The organism is Methylobacterium sp. C1 (assembly GCF_001854385.1).
Classification (GTDB): Bacteria; Pseudomonadota; Alphaproteobacteria; order Rhizobiales; family Beijerinckiaceae; genus Methylobacterium; species Methylobacterium radiotolerans.
The window spans coordinates 2,335,333-2,356,678 of sequence record NZ_CP017640.1 but is presented as its reverse complement, the minus strand read 5'-3'; the positions used below and the strand labels follow the sequence as shown (position 1 = coordinate 2,356,678).

The 21,346-nt window shown below is 74.3% G+C and carries 21 protein-coding genes; 12 read left to right on the top strand and 9 right to left on the bottom strand.

Annotated features, from left to right (window positions below):
* The first annotated feature begins 111 nt into the window (after positions 1-111).
* The 4 genes from BKE41_RS10840 (at position 112) to BKE41_RS10825 (ending at position 3,598) form a co-directional block, all read left to right on the top strand.
* Complete coding sequence (locus BKE41_RS10840; RefSeq protein ID WP_245295990.1) at positions 112-2,166, top strand: BON domain-containing protein; 2,055 nt, start codon at positions 112-114, stop codon at positions 2,164-2,166.
* Positions 2,167-2,251: 85 nt separating this feature from the next.
* Entirely contained in the window at positions 2,252-2,521 is a 270-nt protein-coding gene (locus BKE41_RS10835; RefSeq protein WP_012318881.1) for a hypothetical protein, read from the top strand.
* Positions 2,522-2,605: 84 nt separating this feature from the next.
* Positions 2,606-2,806: a hypothetical protein gene (locus BKE41_RS10830; RefSeq protein ID WP_012318880.1), complete on the top strand. Its 201-nt coding sequence runs from the start codon at positions 2,606-2,608 to the stop codon at positions 2,804-2,806.
* A gap of 75 nt (positions 2,807-2,881) precedes the next feature.
* Positions 2,882-3,598 (top strand): YidB family protein, encoded by a 717-nt coding sequence (locus BKE41_RS10825; RefSeq protein ID WP_070999360.1) that lies wholly within the window; start codon positions 2,882-2,884, stop codon positions 3,596-3,598.
* A 270-nt stretch (positions 3,599-3,868) separates the two neighbouring features.
* On the opposite strand, the gene fabF is transcribed toward BKE41_RS10825, so the two are convergent.
* From fabF to fabD, 4 genes are all read right to left on the bottom strand, one after another.
* Positions 3,869-5,131, bottom strand: a complete 1,263-nt coding sequence (gene fabF / locus BKE41_RS10820) for a beta-ketoacyl-ACP synthase II (RefSeq protein WP_012318878.1) — start codon at positions 5,129-5,131, stop codon at positions 3,869-3,871.
* A 183-nt stretch (positions 5,132-5,314) separates the two neighbouring features.
* Entirely contained in the window at positions 5,315-5,554 is a 240-nt protein-coding gene (locus tag BKE41_RS10815) for an acyl carrier protein (RefSeq protein ID WP_007559070.1), read from the bottom strand.
* A 332-nt stretch (positions 5,555-5,886) separates the two neighbouring features.
* Positions 5,887-6,624 (bottom strand): 3-oxoacyl-[acyl-carrier-protein] reductase, encoded by a 738-nt coding sequence (gene fabG / locus BKE41_RS10810; protein WP_012318877.1) that lies wholly within the window; start codon positions 6,622-6,624, stop codon positions 5,887-5,889.
* A 30-nt stretch (positions 6,625-6,654) separates the two neighbouring features.
* The gene (gene fabD, locus BKE41_RS10805) at positions 6,655-7,599 is read right to left on the bottom strand and encodes an ACP S-malonyltransferase (RefSeq protein ID WP_012318876.1); all 945 of its coding nucleotides are present in this window, start codon (positions 7,597-7,599) and stop codon (positions 6,655-6,657) included.
* A gap of 375 nt (positions 7,600-7,974) precedes the next feature.
* Between fabD and rpoZ the strand changes: the two genes are divergently transcribed.
* The 3 genes from rpoZ (at position 7,975) to BKE41_RS10790 (ending at position 11,856) form a co-directional block, all read left to right on the top strand.
* Positions 7,975-8,385: a DNA-directed RNA polymerase subunit omega gene (gene rpoZ / locus BKE41_RS10800; protein ID WP_010685409.1), complete on the top strand. Its 411-nt coding sequence runs from the start codon at positions 7,975-7,977 to the stop codon at positions 8,383-8,385.
* A gap of 205 nt (positions 8,386-8,590) precedes the next feature.
* Positions 8,591-10,852 carry a bifunctional (p)ppGpp synthetase/guanosine-3',5'-bis(diphosphate) 3'-pyrophosphohydrolase gene (locus BKE41_RS10795; protein WP_012318875.1) on the top strand — a complete coding sequence of 754 codons (2,262 nt, stop codon included), beginning with the start codon at positions 8,591-8,593 and terminating at the stop codon, positions 10,850-10,852.
* Between the two features lie 362 nt (positions 10,853-11,214).
* Positions 11,215-11,856, top strand: a complete 642-nt coding sequence (locus BKE41_RS10790; protein ID WP_012318874.1) for an NYN domain-containing protein — start codon at positions 11,215-11,217, stop codon at positions 11,854-11,856.
* Positions 11,857-11,860: 4 nt separating this feature from the next.
* Here the strand turns inward: BKE41_RS10790 and BKE41_RS10785 are convergent, their stop codons facing one another.
* From BKE41_RS10785 to dapA, 3 genes are all read right to left on the bottom strand, one after another.
* The gene (locus BKE41_RS10785) at positions 11,861-12,430 is read right to left on the bottom strand and encodes a peroxiredoxin (protein ID WP_012318873.1); all 570 of its coding nucleotides are present in this window, start codon (positions 12,428-12,430) and stop codon (positions 11,861-11,863) included.
* Positions 12,431-12,560: 130 nt separating this feature from the next.
* Positions 12,561-13,034, bottom strand: a complete 474-nt coding sequence (gene smpB / locus BKE41_RS10780; protein ID WP_012318872.1) for an SsrA-binding protein SmpB — start codon at positions 13,032-13,034, stop codon at positions 12,561-12,563.
* A gap of 15 nt (positions 13,035-13,049) precedes the next feature.
* Positions 13,050-13,949, bottom strand: a complete 900-nt coding sequence (gene dapA, locus BKE41_RS10775; RefSeq protein WP_012318871.1) for a 4-hydroxy-tetrahydrodipicolinate synthase — start codon at positions 13,947-13,949, stop codon at positions 13,050-13,052.
* Positions 13,950-14,149: 200 nt separating this feature from the next.
* On the opposite strand from dapA, the gene BKE41_RS10770 reads away from it, so the two are divergent.
* Together BKE41_RS10770 and BKE41_RS10765 are read left to right on the top strand one after the other, a co-directional pair.
* Complete coding sequence (locus BKE41_RS10770) at positions 14,150-16,516, top strand: lytic transglycosylase domain-containing protein (protein WP_012318870.1); 2,367 nt, start codon at positions 14,150-14,152, stop codon at positions 16,514-16,516.
* A gap of 297 nt (positions 16,517-16,813) precedes the next feature.
* Positions 16,814-17,800, top strand: a complete 987-nt coding sequence (locus BKE41_RS10765) for a catalase family peroxidase (RefSeq protein ID WP_059409883.1) — start codon at positions 16,814-16,816, stop codon at positions 17,798-17,800.
* A gap of 98 nt (positions 17,801-17,898) precedes the next feature.
* Here BKE41_RS10765 and BKE41_RS10760 read toward each other — a convergent pair whose 3' ends face one another.
* Positions 17,899-18,153, bottom strand: a complete 255-nt coding sequence (locus BKE41_RS10760) for a hypothetical protein (protein WP_063109954.1) — start codon at positions 18,151-18,153, stop codon at positions 17,899-17,901.
* An 85-nt stretch (positions 18,154-18,238) separates the two neighbouring features.
* Entirely contained in the window at positions 18,239-18,817 is a 579-nt protein-coding gene (locus tag BKE41_RS10755; RefSeq protein WP_043073619.1) for a thermonuclease family protein, read from the bottom strand.
* A 112-nt stretch (positions 18,818-18,929) separates the two neighbouring features.
* Between BKE41_RS10755 and BKE41_RS10750 the strand changes: the two genes are divergently transcribed.
* The 3 genes from BKE41_RS10750 to BKE41_RS10740 are packed head-to-tail and all read left to right on the top strand — an operon-like array spanning position 18,930 to position 21,280.
* On the top strand, positions 18,930-19,259 hold the full coding sequence (locus BKE41_RS10750; protein ID WP_070999358.1) for a PepSY domain-containing protein: 330 nt from the start codon (positions 18,930-18,932) through the stop codon (positions 19,257-19,259).
* Between the two features lie 12 nt (positions 19,260-19,271).
* The gene (locus BKE41_RS10745; protein WP_024830306.1) at positions 19,272-19,940 is read left to right on the top strand and encodes a response regulator transcription factor; all 669 of its coding nucleotides are present in this window, start codon (positions 19,272-19,274) and stop codon (positions 19,938-19,940) included.
* On the top strand, positions 19,937-21,280 hold the full coding sequence (locus BKE41_RS10740) for a sensor histidine kinase (protein WP_070999356.1): 1,344 nt from the start codon (positions 19,937-19,939) through the stop codon (positions 21,278-21,280). The genes BKE41_RS10745 and BKE41_RS10740 overlap by 4 nt, the downstream gene beginning before the upstream one ends.
* Positions 21,281-21,346 lie beyond the last annotated feature (66 nt).

The window sequence follows — 21,346 nt, the reverse complement described above, 5'->3', positions numbered from 1 at the left end:
CGCGGCGCGGCCCTGGCCGGCGGGAGAAAGGAGGCTGCCGGCCTTCATGCTGCCGGAAAGGCGGTGTGCTCTCGGCCCGGATCCGCCCGACCTGCGCCCGAACCTGCGACCGTGCCGTTGCCCGAAACCCTCGCCCAAGGCCTGCGCAGTGCCGGCTGGCTCGCCGGCCTGCCGGCCCTCGCGCTGATCTGGGCGAGCGCGACCCTCTACGCCGCCCCGCGGATCGCCGACGGGCTCGAGGCGGAGGGCGCGGCGATCGCCGCCGGCACGGCCACCGCCACCGGCGAGCCGTGGCTGCGCCTGGAGGCCAGCGGGCGCGACCTCGTGGCCGCCGGCGAGGCCCCGGACGTCGCCGAACGCGCCACCGTGCTGTCCCGCCTCGCGGCCCTCGACGGCCCGCGCCGCATCGTCTCCGAACTCGGCATCGTGGAGACCGCCGCGCCGTTCCAGTGGGCGGCGATCCGCACGGGTCAGAACCGGATCGCCCTGGAGGGGAGCCGCCCGGTGGAGATCGGCCGGCGGGCGCTGGAGGCGCGGATCACCGGCGCCCTCAATCCCGGCACCGGTCTCGACGACACCGCCAGGGCCGCCCGGGGCGCGCCGCCGGATTTCGCCGGCGCGGCCGCGTTCCTGGCGGCCCGGCTCTCCGGCCTCGCCAAGGGCGGGCGGGCGGCGCTCAGCGACACGGTGCTCAGCCTGTCGGGCGAGGCCCTCGACGTGCCGGCCTACGAGGCCCTGCGGGCGGCCCTGTCGGACCCGCCGGAGGGGTTCAGCGTCGGGCGGGTCGAGATCCTGCCCCCGAAGGTGGCCGCGTACCGGTTCGCCGTCGAGAAATCGGGCCGGGGCATCGTCCTCGACGGCTTCGCCCCCTCGGCGGCCGACCGCGAGGCCGCCCTGCGTGCCGCCACCGAGGCCGCCGCGGGCGGCACCGTGGAGGACCGGCTCCTGGCCGCCCGGGGACTCGACCCGGCGATCGACCCGAAGGGCCTCATCGCCTTCGCGTTCAGACTCGCCGAGCTGATCCAGTCCGGGCAGGTCGTGTTCCAGGACGGGGCGGTGTCGGTGACCGGAGACGCCATCGACGGGCAGGCGCTCCCCGACGCCGAGGCGCTGATGCGCGACGGCCGGCCCGCCGGCGTGGCGGCCGGGCGGGTGGCGCTCACGGCGCGGCCGCTCTCGCCCTACCGGGTGGCGATCCGCCGGACCGCCGACGCCGTGACCCTCACCGGCCACCTGCCGGACGCCGCGACCCGGGAGCGGGTGCTCGCCGCCCTGCGCCCGCGCCTGTTCCGGGAGCCGGTGATCGACCGCACCCGCCTCGCCGACGGCGCCCCGCCGGATCTCGGGGACGCGCTGGCCGCCGCCGCCCCGCTGGTGACGAACCTCGCGGACGGAACCGTCTCGGTCTCGGACCGCGCCCTGACGCTCACGGGCGAGAGCCTCTACCGGGAGGGCGCCGCGCGAACCCCGGACCGGCTCGCCGAGGCGCTGCCCCCCGGCTGGACCGGGCGGGCCAGCGTCACGGCCCGGGACGCGGCGGAGCGGCGCGATCCCGCCACATGCCGCACCGACTTCGCCGCCGCCCTGGCGGGGGCGGACCTGCACTTCCCCGCGGGCGGCGCCGTGCTGACGCCCGCCTTCTACCCGACCCTCGACGCGCTGGCCGCCCTGGCGAAGACCTGCCCGTCGCTGCGCGTCGCGGTCTCCGGCCCCGCCGACCCGGCGAGGCCGCCCGCGACCCCGGCCGCCGGGCCGTCGCCGGGGGAGGGCGCGGCCGCCGAGCCGACCCGGGTCGCCGACGCCGCCAAGCCGGAGGTTGCTGCCAAGCCGGCCCCGGCCGCTCAGGACACCGCGACGCATACGGTCAAGGATGCGGCCAAGGACGCGGCCAAAGATCGGGGCAAGGACGCGGCCAAGGACCGGGGCAAGGACCGGGGCAAGGCCGAGACCGGCAAGGCGAGCACGGCCAGGAAGGAGCCGGCCGCGCCCGGCAAGGTGGCGGCGAAGAAGCCCGCCGAGGCCCCCGACGAGCCGCCGGCCGACCTGCCGCGCCTGCGCGCCCAGGCGGTGGTGGAGTATCTCCTCCAGGCCGGAGCCCGGCCGGATCAGGTCGCGGCCGGTCCGGACGGGCCGGCCGGCCCCGTCGTCTTCGCGCTGCTGCCGTGAGGGACATCCGCTCCGCCGCGCGCCCGCCAGCCGGGCCGCGCCCATCCGCGCGCCACCATCGCGCCCGCAGGGAGGCCGGACGGCCGTGACGCTGCTGCTCGCCGGATTCTGGCCCGGACTCGCCGGGGCGGCCGCGCTCGGCCTCGTGGTCGGCGCGCTGGTCGGCTGGCCGGACCGGCTCGCCGTCTCGCTGGGCCTCTGCGTGGTCGCGGGGCTCGTGGCCGCGGCGGCGATCGCCGGGTTCGTGCCGGGCCTGCCCGGCCTGTGGCTCGACGGCGCGGCCCTGATGCTGCCGGTCTACTGCGCGGCCTGCCTGCTCGGGGCGCTGGGACGTCGCCTCGCCGGCCGGACCTGACGGCGCGGGAACCGGTCCGCCCCCCGGCCGCGTTTTTCCGGCAGAAGGGCCCCGAGGGCCCGCCCCGAACCCGGAGAGGCCGCGATGCCCAGGACCGTCGACAGTCCCCAGCCCGCGCGACGCCGCGCCGTCCGCCTGCCGCGCCCCCGCGCCGGCGCCGCCGCCACCGGCCTGTTCCTGGCCGGACTGATCCTCTCGGCCGCGACGGTGCCGCTGGTCGAGCCCGCCGACGCCACCACCGGCGGCGGCACCGCCCAGGCCGCGCTCGCGACGCCGGCCCGCTGAGCGAGGCAACCCGCGCCCGCCCCGGATTGTTGTTCGGCCGGGCCCGTCCGGCCCGGTTCTGCGGGGGAGACGCGCATGGGACTGCTCGAATCGGCGATCGGCGGCGTGCTCGGTCAGGTGTTCGGCGGGCAGAAGCAGGGCTCCGGGGGCATGTCGCCCCTGGTCAAGGCGCTGCTGATGCTGCTGCTGGCCAAGGGCGCCAGCGGCGGCTTCGGCGACATCTTCGGGCGCGGGCGCCAGGGCGAGCCCGGCCCCGAGGCCGACCGCTCCGGCGGCGCCGGCCCCTACGGGCGCGATCCCGGCCAGCACCCCGCCGATGCCGGCGGGCGCCGCCCCGACGACGGCGGCGATATCGGCGGCTGGGACCAGTACGGCGGCCGCCGCGACGGCGGCCGCCGCGACGGCGGCCCGGTGGACTCGTCCCTGCCGCCCGGCGACTTCTCGGACCTCTCCGGCATGCTCGACGGCCCCGGCGACGCCCCGCCGCCGAGCCGCGCCGCCCCGGACGGGCAGGGGGATCTCGGCGGCCTCGACGGGCTGGTCGACCGGTTCCGCCAGGGCGGCCTCGGCGACGTGATCGAGTCCTGGATCGGCCACGGCACCAACCGCCCGGTGGCCCCGGACCAGCTCGCCCGGGCGCTCGGCCCCGACACGGTGGACACCCTCCAGCAGCAGACCGGGATGGACCGCGAGACGCTTCTTTCTCAGTTGGCCCAGGCGCTGCCGGAGGTGGTGCACACGCTCACGCCGCAGGGACGGGTGCCGGGAGCGGATGAGCGGCGGGGGTGGTAGCCGGACGCCGGATCGGGTGCCGCGCGGCGCGCCGGACAGGGGATTCGATCACGACCCCATCCTGAAGGGCCGGGGCGCCGCGCCGGTCACGATGCCCTCCGTCGAGGCGGCCGCGCAGTCTGCCAGGATGCGCGCGGGATCCCGCTCACAGCGCGATCACCCGATCGAAGCCCCCATTCCGGACGTCAGCGCGCTGACGGAACCTGCGGAAGACTTTCCGAAGACTTCGCGAAGATTTGCGGAGCGTGTCGGAGTTGGACGGCGACGCGCCTAAGCGACCCGCCGCATCACCAGCGACGCGTTCGTCCCGCCGAACCCAAACGAGTTCGACAGCACGACGTCCACCTGCTTGCGCTTCGCCTCGAACGGCACGAGGTCGATCTTGGTCTGGACGGAGGGGTTGTCGAGGTTGAGCGTCGGCGGGATGACGTTGTCGCGCAGGACGAGGATCGAGAAGATCGCCTCGACCGAGCCGGCGGCGCCCAGCAGGTGGCCGACCGAGCTCTTGGTCGACGACATGGTGGCGTTCGCGGCGGCGTCGCCCAGGAGGCGCTCCACGGCCTTCAGCTCCAGCTCGTCGCCCATGGGCGTCGAGGTGCCGTGGGCGTTGATGTAGCCGATCTCGGACGGGGAGATGCCGGCGCGCTTCACCGCGGCGGTCATGCAGCGGAAGGCGCCGTCGCCGTCCGGGGACGGGGAGGTGATGTGGTAGGCGTCGCCCGAGAGGCCGTAGCCCACCACCTCGGCGTAGATCTTCGCGCCGCGGGCCTTGGCGTGCTCGTACTCCTCCAGCACCACGATGCCGGCGCCCTCGCCCATGAGGAAGCCGTCGCGGTCGCGGTCGTAGGGGCGCGAGGCCTTCTCGGGCGTGTCGTTGAAGCCCGTGGTCAGCGCCCGGCAGGCGGAGAAGCCCGCGATCGACAGGCGGTTCACCGGCGACTCGGCGCCGCCCGCCACCATCACGTCGGCGTCGCCGAGCGCGATCAGGCGGCTCGCGTCGCCGATGGCGTGGGCGCCCGTGGAGCAGGCCGTCACCACGGCGTTGTTCGGCCCCTTGAGGCCGTACGCGATCGAGACCTGGCCCGAGGCGAGGTTGATGATCCGGCCCGGGATGAAGAACGGCGAAATCCGGCGCGGGCCCTTCTCGTGCAGGGTCACGGAGGCGTCGTAGATGCCGCCGATGCCGCCGATGCCGGAGCCGATCAGCACGCCGGTGGCGCACTGGTCCTCGTGGCTCTTGGGCGCCCAGCCGGCATCCTTCAGCGCCTCGTCGGCCGCCGCCATCGCGTAGACGATGAACGGGTCGACCTTGCGCTGCTCCTTCACCTCCATCACGAGGTCGGGGTTGAAGGTGCCGTCGGTGCCGTCGCCGAAGGGGACCTGCGCGGCGATCCGGCAGGGCAGGTCGGCGGATTCGAAGCCGCGGATCGGGCCGGCGCCGCTGTCGCCCGCGATCAGCCGGCTCCAGGTGTGCTCCACCCCGCTCCCCAGCGGCGTGACCATCCCCAGACCCGTGACCACCACCCGCCGCATGTGCCCTGTCCCGTCTTGAGGCGCCGCCCCGCCGGCACCGCCGCGGTCGCGCATCGTCCTAACTCGCTCGGAGGCGGAATCGGTCCCTGCGGGACGCCTCGCGACTCCGAGCCTTGAAACGCGTAACGGCGCGGGGGCTGTCTCGCCTCACCCGCGCCGCGTCAAACCCGCTCCCCGGCGCCTTCAGGCGGCGGAGTTCTTCTCCAGGAACTTCACGGCGTCGCCGACCGTCTGGATGGTCTCGGCAGCGTCGTCCGGGATCTCGACGTTGAACTCTTCCTCGAAGGCCATGACCAGCTCGACGGTGTCGAGGCTGTCGGCACCGAGGTCGTCGATGAAGTTGGCGCTCTCGACCACCTTCTCGGGCTCCACGCCCAGGTGCTCGACGACGATCTTCTTCACGCGCTCAGCGATATCGCTCATCGGTCTTCCGTCCTCGTCCTTCTGGTCTGTCAGTCTTCTCGGGGTGGTGCCGTGGCCGCGTCGCGCCCTTGCGGGCTTGTTGTGACGGGCCGGTGTCCGATCGCGCGTGCTTCTGAGGTGAACCGGCGCGTGAGCCGGGACGCCCCCGCCGGAGGGCCTTGGACTGAAAACCCGCAGAACCGTCAACCCCCTGTACGGCTGCGGGGCGTGGTAGCACAGGGTTCCCGCCCTGGCGAGGGCCCGTTCAGAAAGCCTTCATGGGTGTGGCACTTGCGTGTCGGCGGGGGTGATTCGCGCGCCGTTCGCGCCGGTCGGGAGCCGGTATACGCGCCCTAGTACATGGCCATCCCGCCATTCACGTGCAGCGTGTGGCCGGTGACGTAGCCCGCCTCCGCGGAGGCGAGGTAGAGGCAGGCCGCCGCGACCTCCGCGCCCTCGCCGAGACGGCCGGCCGGCACGCGGGCGAGAATACCCTCGCGCTGCTTCTCGTTGAGGGCGTCGGTCATGGGCGAGCTGATGAAGCCCGGGGCGATGCAGTTGACGGTGATTCCCCGCGAGGCGACCTCGGCGGCGAGCGCCTTGGTCATGCCCACGAGGCCGGCCTTGGCGGCGGCGTAGTTGCCCTGGCCGGGATTGCCGGTGCTGCCGACCACCGAGCCGATGTTGACGATCCGCCCGGAGCGGCGGCGCATCATGCCCTTCACGGCGGCCCGCGACAGGCGGAAGGCGGCGGTGAGGTTGACGGCGATCACCTGCTCCCACTCCTCGTCCTTCATCCGCATGAAGAGGTTGTCGCGGGTGATGCCGGCATTGTTCACGAGGATGTCCAGCGGACCGATCGCGGCCTCGGCGGCCGGGACGAGACCCTCGACCGAGTCCTTGTCGGAGAGGTCGGCCGCGACGGGGCTCGCGCGCTCGCCGAGCTCGGCGGCGAGCGCCTCCAGGGCCGCGGGCCGCGTGCCCGAGAGCGCCACGGTGGCCCCCTGCGCGTGCAGGGCCCGGGCGATCGCCTGGCCGAGGCCGCCGGTCGCGCCGGTGACGAGGGCCTTGCGGCCGGTGAGGTCGAACATGCGGGACTCCGTCGGATCAGAGCGCGCGGATCAGAGCGCGAAGGCGGCGACGTCGGCGGGGGTGCCGATTGCGGCGGCGCTCGCCTGGGGGGCGATGCGCTTGACGAGGCCGGTCAGCACCTTGCCGGCGCCGAGTTCGTAGAACCGGTCGACGCCGGAGGCGGCCATGGCGGCGACGCTCTCGCGCCAGCGCACGGTGCCGGTGACCTGCTCGACCAGGGCCGCGCGGATCGCCTCCGGATCGGTGACCGGGGCGGCCGCGACGTTGGCGTAGAGGGTGACGCGCGGGGCCGCCAGGGTGACGGCGGACAGCGCTCGGGCCATGGCCTCGGCGGCCGGGGCCATCAGGCGGCAGTGGAACGGCGCCGAGACGTTGAGCATCACGGCGCGCTTGATGCCGCGGCCGGTGGCGATGCCGACGGCGCGCTCCACGGCCGGACGGTCGCCGGAGAGCACCACCTGGCCGCCGCCGTTGTCGTTGGCGACGTCGCAGACCGCGCCGTCGCCGGCCTCGTCGGCCGCCGCCTCGGCGACGGAGCGGGCGGCCTCGAGGTCGGTGCCGATCAGCGCCGCCATGGCGCCGGCGCCCGGCGCGACCGCCGCCTGCATGGCCTCGCCGCGCAGGCGCAGAAGCTTGGCGGCGTCCGCGACGGTCAGGCTGCCGGCGGCCGCGAGCGCGGCGTACTCACCGAGCGAGTGGCCGGCCACGCAGGCGACGTCGCGCGCGAGGTCGAGGCCGCGCTCGGCCTCCAGCACGCGCAGCACCGCGAGGCTCGCCGCCATCAGGGCCGGCTGGGCGTTGGTCGTGAGGGTCAGCTCCTCGACCGGCCCCGCGAACATCAGCCGCGACAGGTTCTGGCCCAGGGCGGCGTCGACCTCGTCGAGCACGGCCCGGGCCTGCGGGAAGGCCTCCGCGAGGTCCCGCGCCATGCCGACCGCCTGGCTGCCCTGGCCCGGAAAGATGAGTGCGCGCATGTTGCGTCCTGATCGCCGGCGCCGTGCGGCGCGCGAACGCCGCCCGTGTCGGCCGAAACTCTGGAATGGCGCGCGCACTCGCACCCGCGGCCCTGGGTGTCAACAATGCGCCGCACCATGACGCCGCAGCACGATGCGCGTCGGCGGCGCGCCTCGGAGGGGCGCCGGGGCCCCGGGGGCGACCGGACCGGCCTGCTCGTCGGACGCTCGTCGGACGCTCGTCGGACGCTCGTGGGCCGCTCGCCGGACGCGCGCCGGGTTCGCGCCGGGCGCGCGCCCTGCGCAACCCGCTGTGCTTGTTGCACAACGGCATCCGGTGTAGAGTGGGCCCATACCCGACATCACCCGTCGCTCAAGCCCAAGGAGCCGCCCCGCATGGCGCGCGTCACCGTCGAAGACTGCATCGAGAAGGTCGAGAACCGCTTCGAGCTGGTGCTGCTGGCGAGCCACCGGGCCCGCCTCCTGGCCGCCGGCGCCCCGCTGACCATCGACCGCGACCGCGACAAGAACCCGGTCGTGGCCCTGCGCGAGATCGGCGACGAGACGATCACGGCCGACGACCTCAAGGAGCAGCTGATCCACTCGATGCAGAAGTACGTCGAGGTGGACGAGCCCGAGGCCGAGACCGTGCCGCTGCTGTCGAGCTCGCCGGCCGCCGCCGCGGTGGCGCCCCAGTCCTCCAGCGACGACGCGGCGGTCCAGTTCGACCGCATGAGCGAGGAGGACCTGCTGCGCGGCCTCGAGAACCTCGCCCCGCCGGTCGAGACCGACGACGAGGGCGAGTGAGCCTGACGGCGTGGGCCTGGATGCGCGCGACCTGACCGAGACCGGACCCGGCGGAGACGCCGGGTTCTCTCGTTCCGTGGCCGGCCCGCCGGCACCCGGCGCGGCCGCGCCGCCGGAGGCCGGCGCCGTCCCGGCCGTCGCGGAACAACCGCGCGTGATCCCGGCCCCGCGCACCGCCCCGGACGCGCCGGCGCCGTCCCGGCGGATGATGCGCCAGTACGAGCTCGTCGAGCGGGTCAAGCGCTACAACCCGGCCGCCGACGAGGCGCTGCTCAACCGCGCCTACGTGTACGCCATGCAGGCGCACGGCACGCAGAAGCGCGCCTCGGGCGACCCCTTCTTCGCCCATCCCCTCGAGGTCGCGGCGATCCTGACGGATCTCCACCTCGACGACGCCACCATCGTGGCCGCGGTCCTGCACGACACCGTCGAGGACACCGAGGCGACGCTGGAGGAGATCCGCCGGCTGTTCGGCCCGGAGATCGGCGCCCTGGTCGACGGCCTGACCAAGCTCAAGCGCCTCGACCTCGTCTCCAAGCAGGCCGCGCAGGGCGAGAACTTCCGCAAGCTGCTGCTCGCGGTCGCGGCGGATGTCCGCGTGCTGCTGGTCAAGCTCGCCGACCGCCTGCACAACATGCGCACCCTCCAGCACATGCGCGACGACAAGCGTCGCCGCATCGCGCAGGAGACGCTCGACATCTACGCGCCGCTCGCCGGCCGCATGGGCATGCAGGAGCTGCGCGAGGAGCTGGAGGACCTGGCCTTCCGCAACCTGGAGCCGGAGGTCTACGCCACCATCACGCAGCGCCTGACGCGGCTCTCCGCCAAGTCCGAGAGCGTGGTCGAGACCATCGCGCAGGTGCTCACCGAGAAGCTCGGCGCGCAGGGGATCACCGCCGAGGTCAGCGGCCGGCAGAAGCGCCCGTTCTCGATCTGGTCGAAGATGGAGCGCAAGTCCGTCGCCTTCGAGCAGCTCTCCGACATCTTCGGCTTCCGCGTGGTCGTCGACACCGTGCAGGACTGCTACGCGGCTCTGGGCATCGTCCACACCAGCTGGCCGATGGTGCCGGGACGGTACAAGGACTACATCTCGACCCCGAAGCAGAACGATTACCGCTCGATCCACACCACGGTGATCGGGCCGAAGAGCCAGCGCGTCGAGCTGCAGATCCGCACCCGCGCCATGGACGACATCGCCGAGTACGGCATCGCGGCCCACGCGCAGTACAAGGAAGTCGGCGCCGAGCTGGTCAAGGACCCGGCCCGCGCCGAGGGCAGCGTGCATCCCCGGCTCGCCGCCGAGAGCGGTGCCTACCAGTGGCTGCGCCGGACCATCGAGCTCCTCGCCGAGGGCGACAGCCCCGAGGAGTTCCTGGAGCACACCAAGCTGGAGCTGTTCCAGGACCAGGTGTTCTGCTTCACCCCGAAGGGCCGGCTGATCGCCCTGCCGCGGGGCGCGACGCCGATCGACTTCGCCTACGCGGTCCACACCGACGTGGGCAACACCGCGGTGGGCGCCAAGATCAACGGCCGGATGGCGCCGCTCCTGCACGAGCTCGCCAACGGCGACGAGGTCGAGATCAGCCGCTCCGACGGCGCCTCGCCCCCGGCGGCCTGGGAATCCCTCGTGGTGACCGGCAAGGCCCGCGCGGCGATCCGGCGGGCGACCCGCACCGCCGTGCGCCGGCAATATGCCGGCCTCGGCCGCCAGATCCTGGACCGGGCGTTCGAGCGCGCCGCCAAGACCTTCTCGGAGGACAAGCTCCGGGGCGCCCTGCCGCGGCTCGCCCGCGCCACCACCGAGGACGTCTTCGCCGCCGTGGGGCGGGGCGAGATGTTCTCGGGCGACGTCGTCCGCGCCGTGTATCCCGACCACCGCGACGAGCGCCGGCCCTCCGCCGCGCAGGGCGCCGCCAGCGGCGCGGGCCGGCTCGTGCGCTCCTCCGACCAGACCATGCGGCTGACCTTCCCGGGGGCCGAGGGCGGCAAGGAGGGGGAGGACGCGGATCGCAGCGACGCCATCCCGATCCGCGGCCTCGCGGGCGACCTGCCGGTGACCTTCGCGCCGAACGGCGGCGCGGTCCCGGGCGACCGGATCGTCGGCATCCTGACTCCCGGCGTCGGCGTGACCGTCTACCCGATCCAGTCGGCGGCGCTCGCGGCCTTCGACAACGAGCCGGAGCGCTGGCTCGACGTCCGCTGGGACACGGAGGCGCTCGGCGGCGAGCGCTTCCCGGCCCGGCTGGCGCTCAAGTCGATCAACGAGCCCGGGGTGTTCGCCCAGATCGCCCAGGTGATCGCCGACCACGACGGCAACATCGACAACATCTCGATGAAGCGGCGCACCCAGGACTTCACCGACATCACCATCGACCTGTCGGTCTGGGATCTCCAGCATCTCAACGCCATCATCGCCGAGCTGCGCGGCAAGCGCCCGGTCAACAGCGTGGAGCGCGTGAACGGCTGAGGCCGAGAGTCGCGGGGCCCGGTGGATCTGAGGTTTACAGGATCAACTTCCGTAAACCGTCTTCTTCATGATGAATCCCTGGCGCGGCCAATTATTCCCGACCACGGATTGAGTTTTTCAGGTCCGCACAGTCTCGTGCTCTGCTTGACACGGACCCGTTTGAATCGAATGGTCCGGCGCCCGGGGCGGCGGTCGCGCGGATCTCCGACCGCGCCGGTCCACCCCGGAGTGCAGAGCGTGGCGGCCGCGATCGCGGAGCACCGTCCTCGACCGCTCGTCCCGGCCATTCGCCCCGGGCGAACCCTGACCGATTGTTCAGACGATTTCCTGTCACCCACGATTTTTCGGGATCTGACCTGTTCATGCCAGCGACCCAGCGCAGCGCCATCTTCATCGACGGCGCCAACCTCTACGCCACCACCAAGGCCCTCGGTTTCGACATCGACTACAAGAAGCTGCTCAAGGAATTTCAGTCGCGGGAGAATCTCCTGCGGGCATTCTATTATACGGCCATGATCGAGGATCAGGAATATTCGTCGATCCGGCCGCTGATCGACTGGCTCGACTACAACGGCTACCGCGTCGTGACCAAGCCCGTGAAGGAGTTCACGGACTCGATGGGGCGGCGCAAGTACAAGGGCAACATGGACATCGAGCTGGCGATCGACGCCCTCGAGCTCAGCCCGCACATCGACCACATGATCCTCTTCTCGGGGGACGGCGATTTCCGCTCCCTGGTCGAGGCGATGCAGCGGCGCGGCGTGAAGGTGACGGTGATCTCCACGATCCAGACCCAGCCGGCGATGATCTCGGACGAGCTGCGGCGGCAGGCCGACGAGTTCGTCGACCTCGCGAGCCTCGCGGGCCGCATCGGGCGCGAGCCCGGCGAGCGCCCGGCCCGGGCCTCCGGGGAGGCGCCGACCCGCTACCGCGGGGAGGGCCGGGCCAATCCGGGCCTGGAGAACCGCTACGGCATCCGCCAGCCGGAGTCCGAGGCGGAGTAGCGCCTCAGGCGCCGGCCGCGTCGAGCCAGTCGAGGACCTGCCGGGCGCTCCGGTCCGGCGGGAAGACCGGGTAGAACAGCTGGCTCACGACGCCGTCGTCGATCACCAGGGTGAGGCGGCGCAGCAGCACGTGGCCGCCGGCCTCGAAGACCGGCAGGCGCGCCGCCATCGCGAAGGCCCGGTGCGGATCGGCCAGCAGCGGGAAGGGCAGGCGCAGGCGCTCGGCCGCCTCCCGCTGGTAGGCGCTCGTCTGGGTCGAGAGGCCGAAGACCTGCGCGACGCCCCGGGCCTTCAGGTCGCCGTGGTGATCGCGGAAATCGCAGGCCTGCGGCGTGCAGCCCCGGGCGCCCGGGATCGCGTCCCAGTCGGGCGTCAGGCCCGGCTGACCCGGCTCGCCGGTGCGCGGGTAGGCGTAGGCCACGGTGCGGCCCGGCAGCCGCGCCAGCGAGACCGTGCGGCCGTCCGTGGCGGTGAGCGCCACGTCGGGCAGGCGCATCCCGCGCAGATGGTCGGCCGCGCCGTCGTCGACGGGGACGGGCAGGTCGTCGGGCAGGGCGTCGTGGGTGGACGGCATGGATGTCTCCTCCCGGCTCGGCGCACGGCCGCGGCACCCGTCATCGCGAGCGGAGCGATCCAGAGGCGCACCGCTCGCCGACGTCGCGACACCCTGGGTCGCTCCGCTCCGCTCGCGATGACGCCCGGCCTCAGCCCCGGTCCCGCATCAGCCGCGCCCGGTCGCGCTGCCAGTCGCGCTCCTTGACCGCCTCGCGCTTGTCGTGGGCCTGCTTGCCCTTGCCCAGACCCAGCTCGACCTTCGCCCGTCCCTTGTCGTTGAAGTAGATCTTCAGCGGCACCACCGTGTAGCCCTGGCGCTGGGTCGCGCCGATCAGCTTGTTGATCTGGCGGCGGTGCAGCAGCAGGCGGCGCGGGCGCTTGGTGTCGTGGTTGAAGCGGTTCGCCTCCAGGTATTCCGGGATGTAGGCATTGAACAGCATCAGGTCGGTGCCGGAGGGTCCGGCATAGGCCTCGCCGATCGTCGCCTTGCCGCCGCGCAGGGACTTCACCTCGGTGCCGGTCAGCGCGATGCCGGCCTCGAGCGTGTCCTCGATCGTGTAGTGATAGCGCGCGGCGCGGTTGTCGGCGACGATGCGCCGACTGGGCTCCGGTTTCGGGGCCATGATGCGTGACTTCCCTCAGTCGACCAGCAGGCCGGCGTGGCGCAGGGCGTCGTCGACGATGCGCTTGGTGGGCTCGGTCACCGGCACGAGCGGCAGGCGCAGCTCGTCGGTCATGTGGCCGAGCCGCGACAGCGCGTACTTCACCGGCGCCGGGTTGGCCTCGGCGAACAGGCCCGTCTGCAGCGGGAACAGCCTGTCCTGGAGGGTCAGCGCCTTGGCGTAGTCGCCCGCGAGCGTCGCCTCCTGGAGGTCGGCGCAGAGGCGCGGGGCGACGTTCGCCACCACCGAGATGCAGCCGTGGCCGCCGTGGGCGTTGTAGCCGAGCGCCGTCGCATCTTCGCCCGAAAGCTGGATGAAGCTGTCGCCCATGGCCTGACGCTGCTGGCTGACGCGGTCGATCTTGGCGGTCGCGTCCTTCACGCCGGCGATGTTCTTCAGCTCGAAGAGCCGGGCCATCGTCTCGACGCTCATGTCGATGACGGAGCGCGGCGGGATGTTGTAGATGATGATCGGAATGCCGACCGCATCGTTGACGGCCTTGAAGTGGGCGTAGAGGCCCGCCTGCGTCGGCTTGTTGTAGTACGGCGTCACCACGAGGACGGCGTCGGCGCCCGCGCGCTCGGCGTGCTGCGCCCGCTCGACCGCCTCGGCCGTCGAGTTGGAGCCCGCGCCTGCCACGACCGGCACGCGCCCGCCCGCCTCGTCGATGCAGGCCTCTACCACCCGGTCGTGCTCGGAATGGGTGAGGGTCGGGCTCTCGCCGGTGGTGCCGGTGGGCACGAGGCCGTGGCTGCCCTGCTCGATCTGCCAGCGCACGAACTTTCGGAACGCGGCCTCGTCGAAGGCCCCGTCGCGGAAGGGCGTCACAAGCGCGGTGAGCGAGCCCCGCAGGCGGCTCCCGGTCATCTCGGTCATCTCAGGCGTCCCAAAGGGTCCCAGCTGGGATTTCGGCGGTCTCGGCGCCGCGCGTGGTCCGCATCGTGCGGGCACGGACCGGCAGACATAGGCGGTCGCGTCACGGCGCGCAAACAGATCGTGGCGACGGTTAACGCGATCTTAATGGTCACAGCCCGATCCTCGACCTTTCCCGCTCCGGTGATCAGTAGGGGGGAATCGTGATCCGACCCGCGGCCTCGTCTCCGGCCTCGAAGCGCACGTCCCTCACCGCCGCCGCGCTCGTCGCCACCGTCGGCGTCGCGCTGGCCGGTCAGGTCGGCACGGACGCGCCGACCGCGGCGGCCCTGGCGGCGCCCGCGTCGCAGCCGAGCTCGCAGCCCGCCTCGCAGCCGACCCCGCCGGCGAGCGACGCCGCCCTCTCGACCGCCCAGGTCCGGGGCGCCCAGGCCGCGAAGGCCGCCGACCCGGTCGCGGCCGACGCCCTGAAGCTCGACCCGGTCCACGCCTCCGGCGGCGACGACAAGGGCGAGGAGCCCGCCCGGACGCTGCCCGCCGCGGCCTCGGCCTACGCCTCCGCCGACCCCGACGCCCCGGTGGCCTTCCCGCTGCCCGACGCCGCCGTCACCCCGGCGGCCCCGGTGCCCGAGGTGCCGGACCCGGCGCGGCCCAAGATCTCCGGCGACACCGACCCGACGCTGCTGCGCGGCGCCATCGACCTCTACCGCAAGGGCCGGGTCGCCGACGGCGACCGGATGCGCGACGGCTTCACCGACCCGGCCGCGCGGGCGCTGCTCGAATGGGTGGCGATCCGCGCGGGCGCCGGGATCGGCTTCAACCGCACCGTCGCGTTCGTCCGGGCCAACCCGGACTGGCCGGCGGGCCCGCTGCTGCGCCGCCGGGCCGAGGAGGCGCTGCTCTCCGAGCGGAAATCCCCCGCGGTCGTCCGGGCCTACTTCGCCACGGCGAAGCCGTCGAGCGCGCCGGGCAAGTTCGCCCTGGCGCTGGCCCTGCGCGCCGACGGCTGCGAGGCCGACGCCGCCGAGATGGTCCGCGACCTCTGGCGCACCGAGAGCTTCGGCCGCAGCCTCGAGGCCAAGGTGCTCGACGCCTTCCCGGACGCGCTGACCCGTGTCGACCACCGCTACCGGATGGAGCGGGCGCTCCTGAAGGACGACTGGGAGAGCGCCGGCCGGGCGGCCGGCTACGCGGGCGGCGGCTACGCCAGCCTCGTGCGCGCCCGCCGGGCCGTGGAGGACAAGTCCTCCGGCGCCGCGGCCGCGCTCGCCGCCGTGCCGCCGTCGCTGCGCGGGGACGCCTCCTACATCTTCTCCCGGGCGCAGTATCTCCGCCGGGCCGACAAGCCCGAGGCCGCCGCCGCCGTGCTCGCCACGGCGCCGAGCAACCCGGACGTGCTGGTCGACGGCGACGAGTGGTGGATCGAGCGCCGGATCGTGGCGCGCAAGCTCCTCGACCTCGGCGATGCCAAGACCGCCTACGCGGTGGCGAGCCAGCCGGCGGCGCGCTCGCCCGAGAAGCGCATCGAGGCCGAGTTCCACGCCGGCTGGATCGCGCTCCGCTTCGCCGGCGATCCCGCCGCCGCCGCGCAGCATTTCGCGCAGGTGGCGGCGATCGCCGAGAGCCCGATCTCGGTGGCGCGGGCCGCCTACTGGCAGGGACGGGCGGCCGAGGCGCTCGGCCAGTCGGAGGAGGCGAAGCGCTTCTACGAGCGCGCCGCCCTGCAGCCGATCGCCTATTACGGCCAGGTGGCCCGGGCCCGGCTCGGCCAGACCAGCCTGCCCCTGCGGGCGCCGGCCGACCTCGAGGGCGCGGAGCGCCAGGCCTTCGACGGGCGGCTCTCCATCCGCGCCCTGCGCCTGCTCGGCGAGGCCGGGATCAAGGAGCTGGCCCTCCCGCTCTACATCGACGCCGCCCGGGACCTCTCGGACCCGCGCGAGCTCCAGGCGCTCGGCGACCTCGCCACCGACATGAAGGACGCCCGCGCCCTGGTGGCGATCGGCAAGCTCGCGGTCCAGCGCGGCCTGCCGCTCGACGCCCACGCCTACCCGACGATCGGCATTCCCAGCTACGAGACCTTCACGGCGGTGCCGCAGGTCGAGCGGGCCATGGTCTACGCCATCGCCCGCCAGGAGAGCCAGTTCGACCCGCGGGCGCAGTCGGGCGTCGGCGCCCGGGGGCTGATGCAGATGATGCCGGCCACCGCCCAGCGCACCGCCCGCCGGGTCTCGACGGCGTTCGACGTCGACCGGCTGACCAGCGACCCCGCCTACTGCGCCAAGCTCGGCCAGGCCCATCTCGGCGAGCTGATGGAGGATTGGCGCGGCTCCTACGTGCTCGCCTTCGCGTCCTACAACGCGGGCGGCGGCAACGTGAAGAAGTGGATCGACGCCTACGGCGACCCGCGCAAGGGCGACGTCGACGTGATCGACTGGGTGGAGCGCATCCCGTTCACGGAGACGCGCAACTACGTGCAGCGGGTCATGGAGAACCTGCAGGTCTACCGCTCGCGGCTCGACAGCCGCAGCGCCCTGCTGATCGAGGGCGACCTCCACCGCGGCGCGCGGTAGGTCCTGGGCACGAGGCGCCGGCCCCTCGCGCGCGCGGCAGAGGTGGCGCGCGCGGCAGCGGCGGCGCGACAGAGGGCGCGCGGGGAGCCTCGCGGCGCGCGGCGGGAGTCGGCACCCGCTCGACGGACGAGCCCCTCCCGTCCGCGCCGCGGCCGCGCGAGGCCGACACCCGATTTTCCCACACCCCGCTCCGCAGCGGCATAGCTTTTGGTTGTGCCCTCGTTGCCTGGCTCCCTAGAAGATGGGCCGGTCCGCATTGATCGGCTCCCGTGAGCCCGCGCTGCCGAGAGGTTCCCCATGCCGCGTTCGAGATCGGGTTTCGCCCTCCTGCTGAGCACCGCGCTCACGGTCGCCGCCCCGGCCCTGGCCCAGGAGGCCTCCACCGCCGAGCAGACGATCGACGTGATGAACACGCTGTTCGGGAAGCATCCCGGGGCGCGGGCCAACCACGCCAAGGGCGTCGTCGCCGAGGGCAGCTTCACCCCGTCGCCCGAGGCGGCGAAGATCAGCAAGGCGTCCCTGTTCCGGGGGCCGGCGGTGCCGGTGACGGTCCGGTTCTCGGACGCCACCGGCGTCCCGACCATCCCGGACGGCGCCGCCGACGCCAACCCGCACGGCCTCGCGCTCAAGTTCAAGCTGAGCGACGGCTCCGAGATGGACGTCGTCACCAACGCGCTGAAGTACTTCCCCGTCGCCACGGGCGAGGAGTTCCGCGACCTCCTCAAGGCCGCCGCCGAGAGCGGCCCGAACGCCGCCCATCCGACCGCGCTGGAGCGCTTCGCCGCCGCCCACCCGGCCGCCGCCACCGCGGGCGGAACCGCCAAGACCCCGTCGAGCCTCGCCCGGCAGACCTACAACGGCGTCAACGCCTTCATCCTGGTGGACGCCGCCGGCAAGCGGCAGCCGTTCCGGTTCCGCTTCGTGCCGGTGGAGGGCGAGGAGATCCTCGCCCCCGATGAGGCGGCCAAGCGCGACCCGAACTTCCTGATGGCCGAGATCGGCCCGCGGGTCGCCAAGACTCCGGCGAAGTTCCGGATGCTGGCCCAGCTCGCCGAGCCGGGCGACCCGACCAACGACGCCACCAAGCCCTGGCCGGACGACCGCAAGACTGTCGATCTCGGCACCGTGACGGTGAGCAAGGTCGTGCCCGACAGCGCCGAGGCCGAGAAGGCGCTGCTGTTCATGCCCAACAACCTGACCGACGGGATCGAGGTCTCGGACGACCCGCTGATCGACGCCCGCGTCCAGGCCTACGCGGTCTCGTTCAGCCGCCGCTCGCAGTAGCGCGGTCCGGCCGGACGGGATTTCCGGCTCGCGTCCTCACCCTGAGGCACCCGCCTCAGGATGAGGTCCAGGGTGGGCGGTCGCCCGGACCGGGCGGATCAGCGGCCCGTCCCGGCCATCGGGGCTGACGGCGCCGTCGCGCCGCCCGGCTGCCCCTTGCCCTCGGCCGAGCCCGTGCGGGCGCCGTCCCGGGTGGAGCCGGTGCCGCTGAGGCCGCCGGCGCCCATGCTGGTCGTGGGCGCGCCGGCATCCTTGCGTCCCTCCGCCTTGCCCGGCCCCCCGGCGGCGTGCGCGGTCCCGGCCGCGCCGGCAAGGAGGGCGGCGAGCAGCGTCGTACGGGTCAGGATCCTCATGGGGCCTCCGCGGTTCCACCTGCGCCCGGGCGGGCTTGCCGGTCCAACCGGGCGCGCCCGGGAGCGTTCCCGCGCCGGCGGGGCGTCACCCGTTGGCGCGCAGGCTCGCGGCGGCGCGGCGGCCCCGCCGCTCGGCGGGATCCTGGAACACCCCCGACCACAGGCCGATGCGGCGTCCCCAGGCCCGGTCCGCCGCGGGCGCGTAGTCCGGCGCGACGTCCCGATCGGGCAGGGCGAGGCCCTGCGCCACCATCCAGGCCCCGAGATCCGCGTCGCCGACCCGGCAGAGCGCCGTGCTCGCGTCACCGCGCGGCTCGCAGGCGACGGCGGCCCCACCGATCCGGTCGGCCAGCGCCCGGGCGGCGTCCCGGCCGCACGGGTAGGGCCGGTCCCGGGCATCCGCGCAGGTCGCGTCCGCCTCCGGCGCGGCGATCCCGAACAGGCTGACCTGACGCGCGCCGACGCGCAGCGTGCCGGCGTCGATCACCTGGGCGGGGCCGCGCAGGATCTCGCCGGCCCGGGCGGGGGCATGCCAGGGCAGGCCGCCGATCAGGAGCGCGGCGAGGAGCGGCAGGCGCGAGCGGCCGCCCCTGTCGTCCGGGCAGAGGAGGGTGCCGGCGAGGCCGGCCGCGCAGGCGAGGAGGATACCGACGAAGAGCGACATGGTCTCAGGTCTCCGAAAGGGCTATGGCCGCCCTTGTGCCGAAGCCCCGCCCCGCGACCCTGACGCCGCCTGTCAGCGTCCCGTCAGGCGGCGCCGACTAGCCTGCACCCGCATGAGCCCGTTCCCGCCCCGCCGCGCCCTCGTTCTCGCCCTCGGCCTCGGCCTCGGCCTGCTGGCCGCCCTCGCGGGCGGGCCCGTGCACGCCTCCGAGGACGCCGACCGGGCCCGCCGGGCCCTGGAGAGCGGCGCGATCCGCCCCCTCGACGCGGTGCTGGCGGCCGCCCGGGCGGCGGTGCCGGGAGACGTCGTGTCGGTCGACCTCAAGCACGACGACGGGCGCTGGCTGTACAAGCTGCGCATCCTCGGGGCCGACGGGAAGCGCCGGACCGTGAAGGTCGATGCCGGCACGCTCAAGATCCTGGACGAGGACGACGATGATTGAGGGGGCCGACCCGTGCGCGTCCTGATCGTCGAGGACGAGCCGCGCATCGCCGCCGACATCCGGCAGGGGCTGGAGAGGGCCGGCTACGTCGCCGACGTGGTGGCGGACGGCGAGGCGGCGTGGTTCCGCGCCGAGACCGAGACGTACGACGCCATGGTGCTGGATCTCGGCCTGCCGCGCCTCGACGGTCTCGGCGTGCTGCGCCGCCTGCGCGCCGCCGAGGTCGCCCTGCCGGTCCTGATCCTCACCGCCCGCGACGGCTGGCGCGAGCGCGTCGAGGGCATCGACGCCGGCGCCGACGACTACCTCGCCAAGCCGTTCCGCATGGAGGAGCTGGTGGCGCGGCTCCGGGCGATCCTGCGGCGCACCGCCGGGCACGCCGCGCCGGTGCTACGCGCCGGCGCGGTGGAGCTCGACACCCGCACCCGCGCGGTCAGCGTCGACGGACGGCCCGCGGAGCTGACCGCCCTGGAGTACCGGCTGCTGGCCTTCCTGCTGCACCGGCCGGGGCAGGTCGTGCCGGCGGGCGAGCTGCTCGACCACCTCCACGGGGTCGGGACCGAGCGCGAGGCCAACGCCCTGGAGGCGCTCGTGACCCGCCTGCGCCGCAAGCTCGGGCCGGGGGTGATCGAGACCCGGCGCGGCCAGGGCTACCGGATCGCCGGACCGGGCGGGTCGTGAGGCGCGACTCCCTCCGCCTGCGTCTCGGCCTCGCGGCGGCCGCGCTGATCGCGCTGGCGCTGGTTCTCGCCGGGATCGGCCTCACGGTGATCCTCGACCGGGTGCTCGACGCCCGCACCGTCGCGGAGCTGGACCGGACCGCCAAGCTCATCGCCGGCCGGGTCGGCCTCGCGCCGGACGGGGCGCCGACGCTCTCGCGGGACCTGCCGGACCCGCGCTTCGCCACGCCCTACGGCGGCCTGTACTGGCAGGTCGAGGCGGGGTCGCACCTGCTGCGCTCGCGCTCCCTGTGGGACAAGAGCCTCGACCTGGGCCAAGCCGGGGCGGCCGCGCAGGCCCCCGCCACCCTCGACACGACCGGGCCCGACGGCGGCCGGCTCATCGCGGTGGTGCGGCCGCTGCAGATCGGCGCGCCGGGCGCCGAGACCGCGCTGCGGGTCGCGGTGGCGGAGGACCGGCGCGGCCTCGCGGCGAGCCGGACCACGTTCCTGCGCCTGCTCGTCCCGGCCCTGGTCGCCCTGTTCGTCGTCCTGACGCTGGCGATGGGCCTGTTCGTGCACCGGGCGCTCGGCCCGTTCCGGGTGCTGCAGGCCGAACTCCTGGCGGTCCATGCCGGGCGGCGGGCGCGGCTGCCGGAGCATTTCCCCGACGAGGTCCGGCCGCTGGTCACCGACCTCAACCGGCTGCTCGACGCGCAGGAGCGGGCCCTGGTCCGCGCCCGCGCCGCCGCCGCCGACATGGCCCACGGCCTCAAGACGCCGCTGGCGGTGCTGGACGCCCTGGCGCGCCGGACCGGGCCGGCCGACCCGGCGCTGGCGGCCGAGATCGCCGAGCAGGCGCGGGCCATGGGCGGGCAGGTCGAGCGGGCGCTGGCCCGGGCGCGGATCGCCGCCGCGGGCGACCTGCGGCGGCGCTCCTGCCGGGTCGCCCCGGTGGCGGAGCGCCTCGTCGCGACCCTGCGGCGGCTGCCGGAGGGCGACTCCCTGGAATGGACAGTGGCGGTGCCCGAGACCCTCGCCTATCCGGGCGAGGAGGGCGAGCTGATGGAGGTGCTGGGCAACCTCCTCGACAACGCCCGCAAGTGGGCGCACCGGCGGGTCCGCGTCACCGGGACGGACGCCGGCCGCCCGGGCCTCGCCGTCGAGGATGACGGCCCCGGCATGAGCGCCGCGGCCATCGCGGGGATCGGGCGCGGCCAGCGCTGGGACGAGAGCCGGCCGGGCACCGGCTTCGGCATCGCCATCGCCCGCGACGTCGCCGAGGCCGCGGGCGCCCAGCTCGATTTCGGCCGCTCGGAGCTGGGGGGCCTGCGGGCGGACCTGCGCTGGCCGGGCGGGTAGGGCCACGGGCGCCGCTGGCGGGCGCGACCTGCCCCCTCTCCCGTGCGGGAGAGGGCTGGGGTGAGG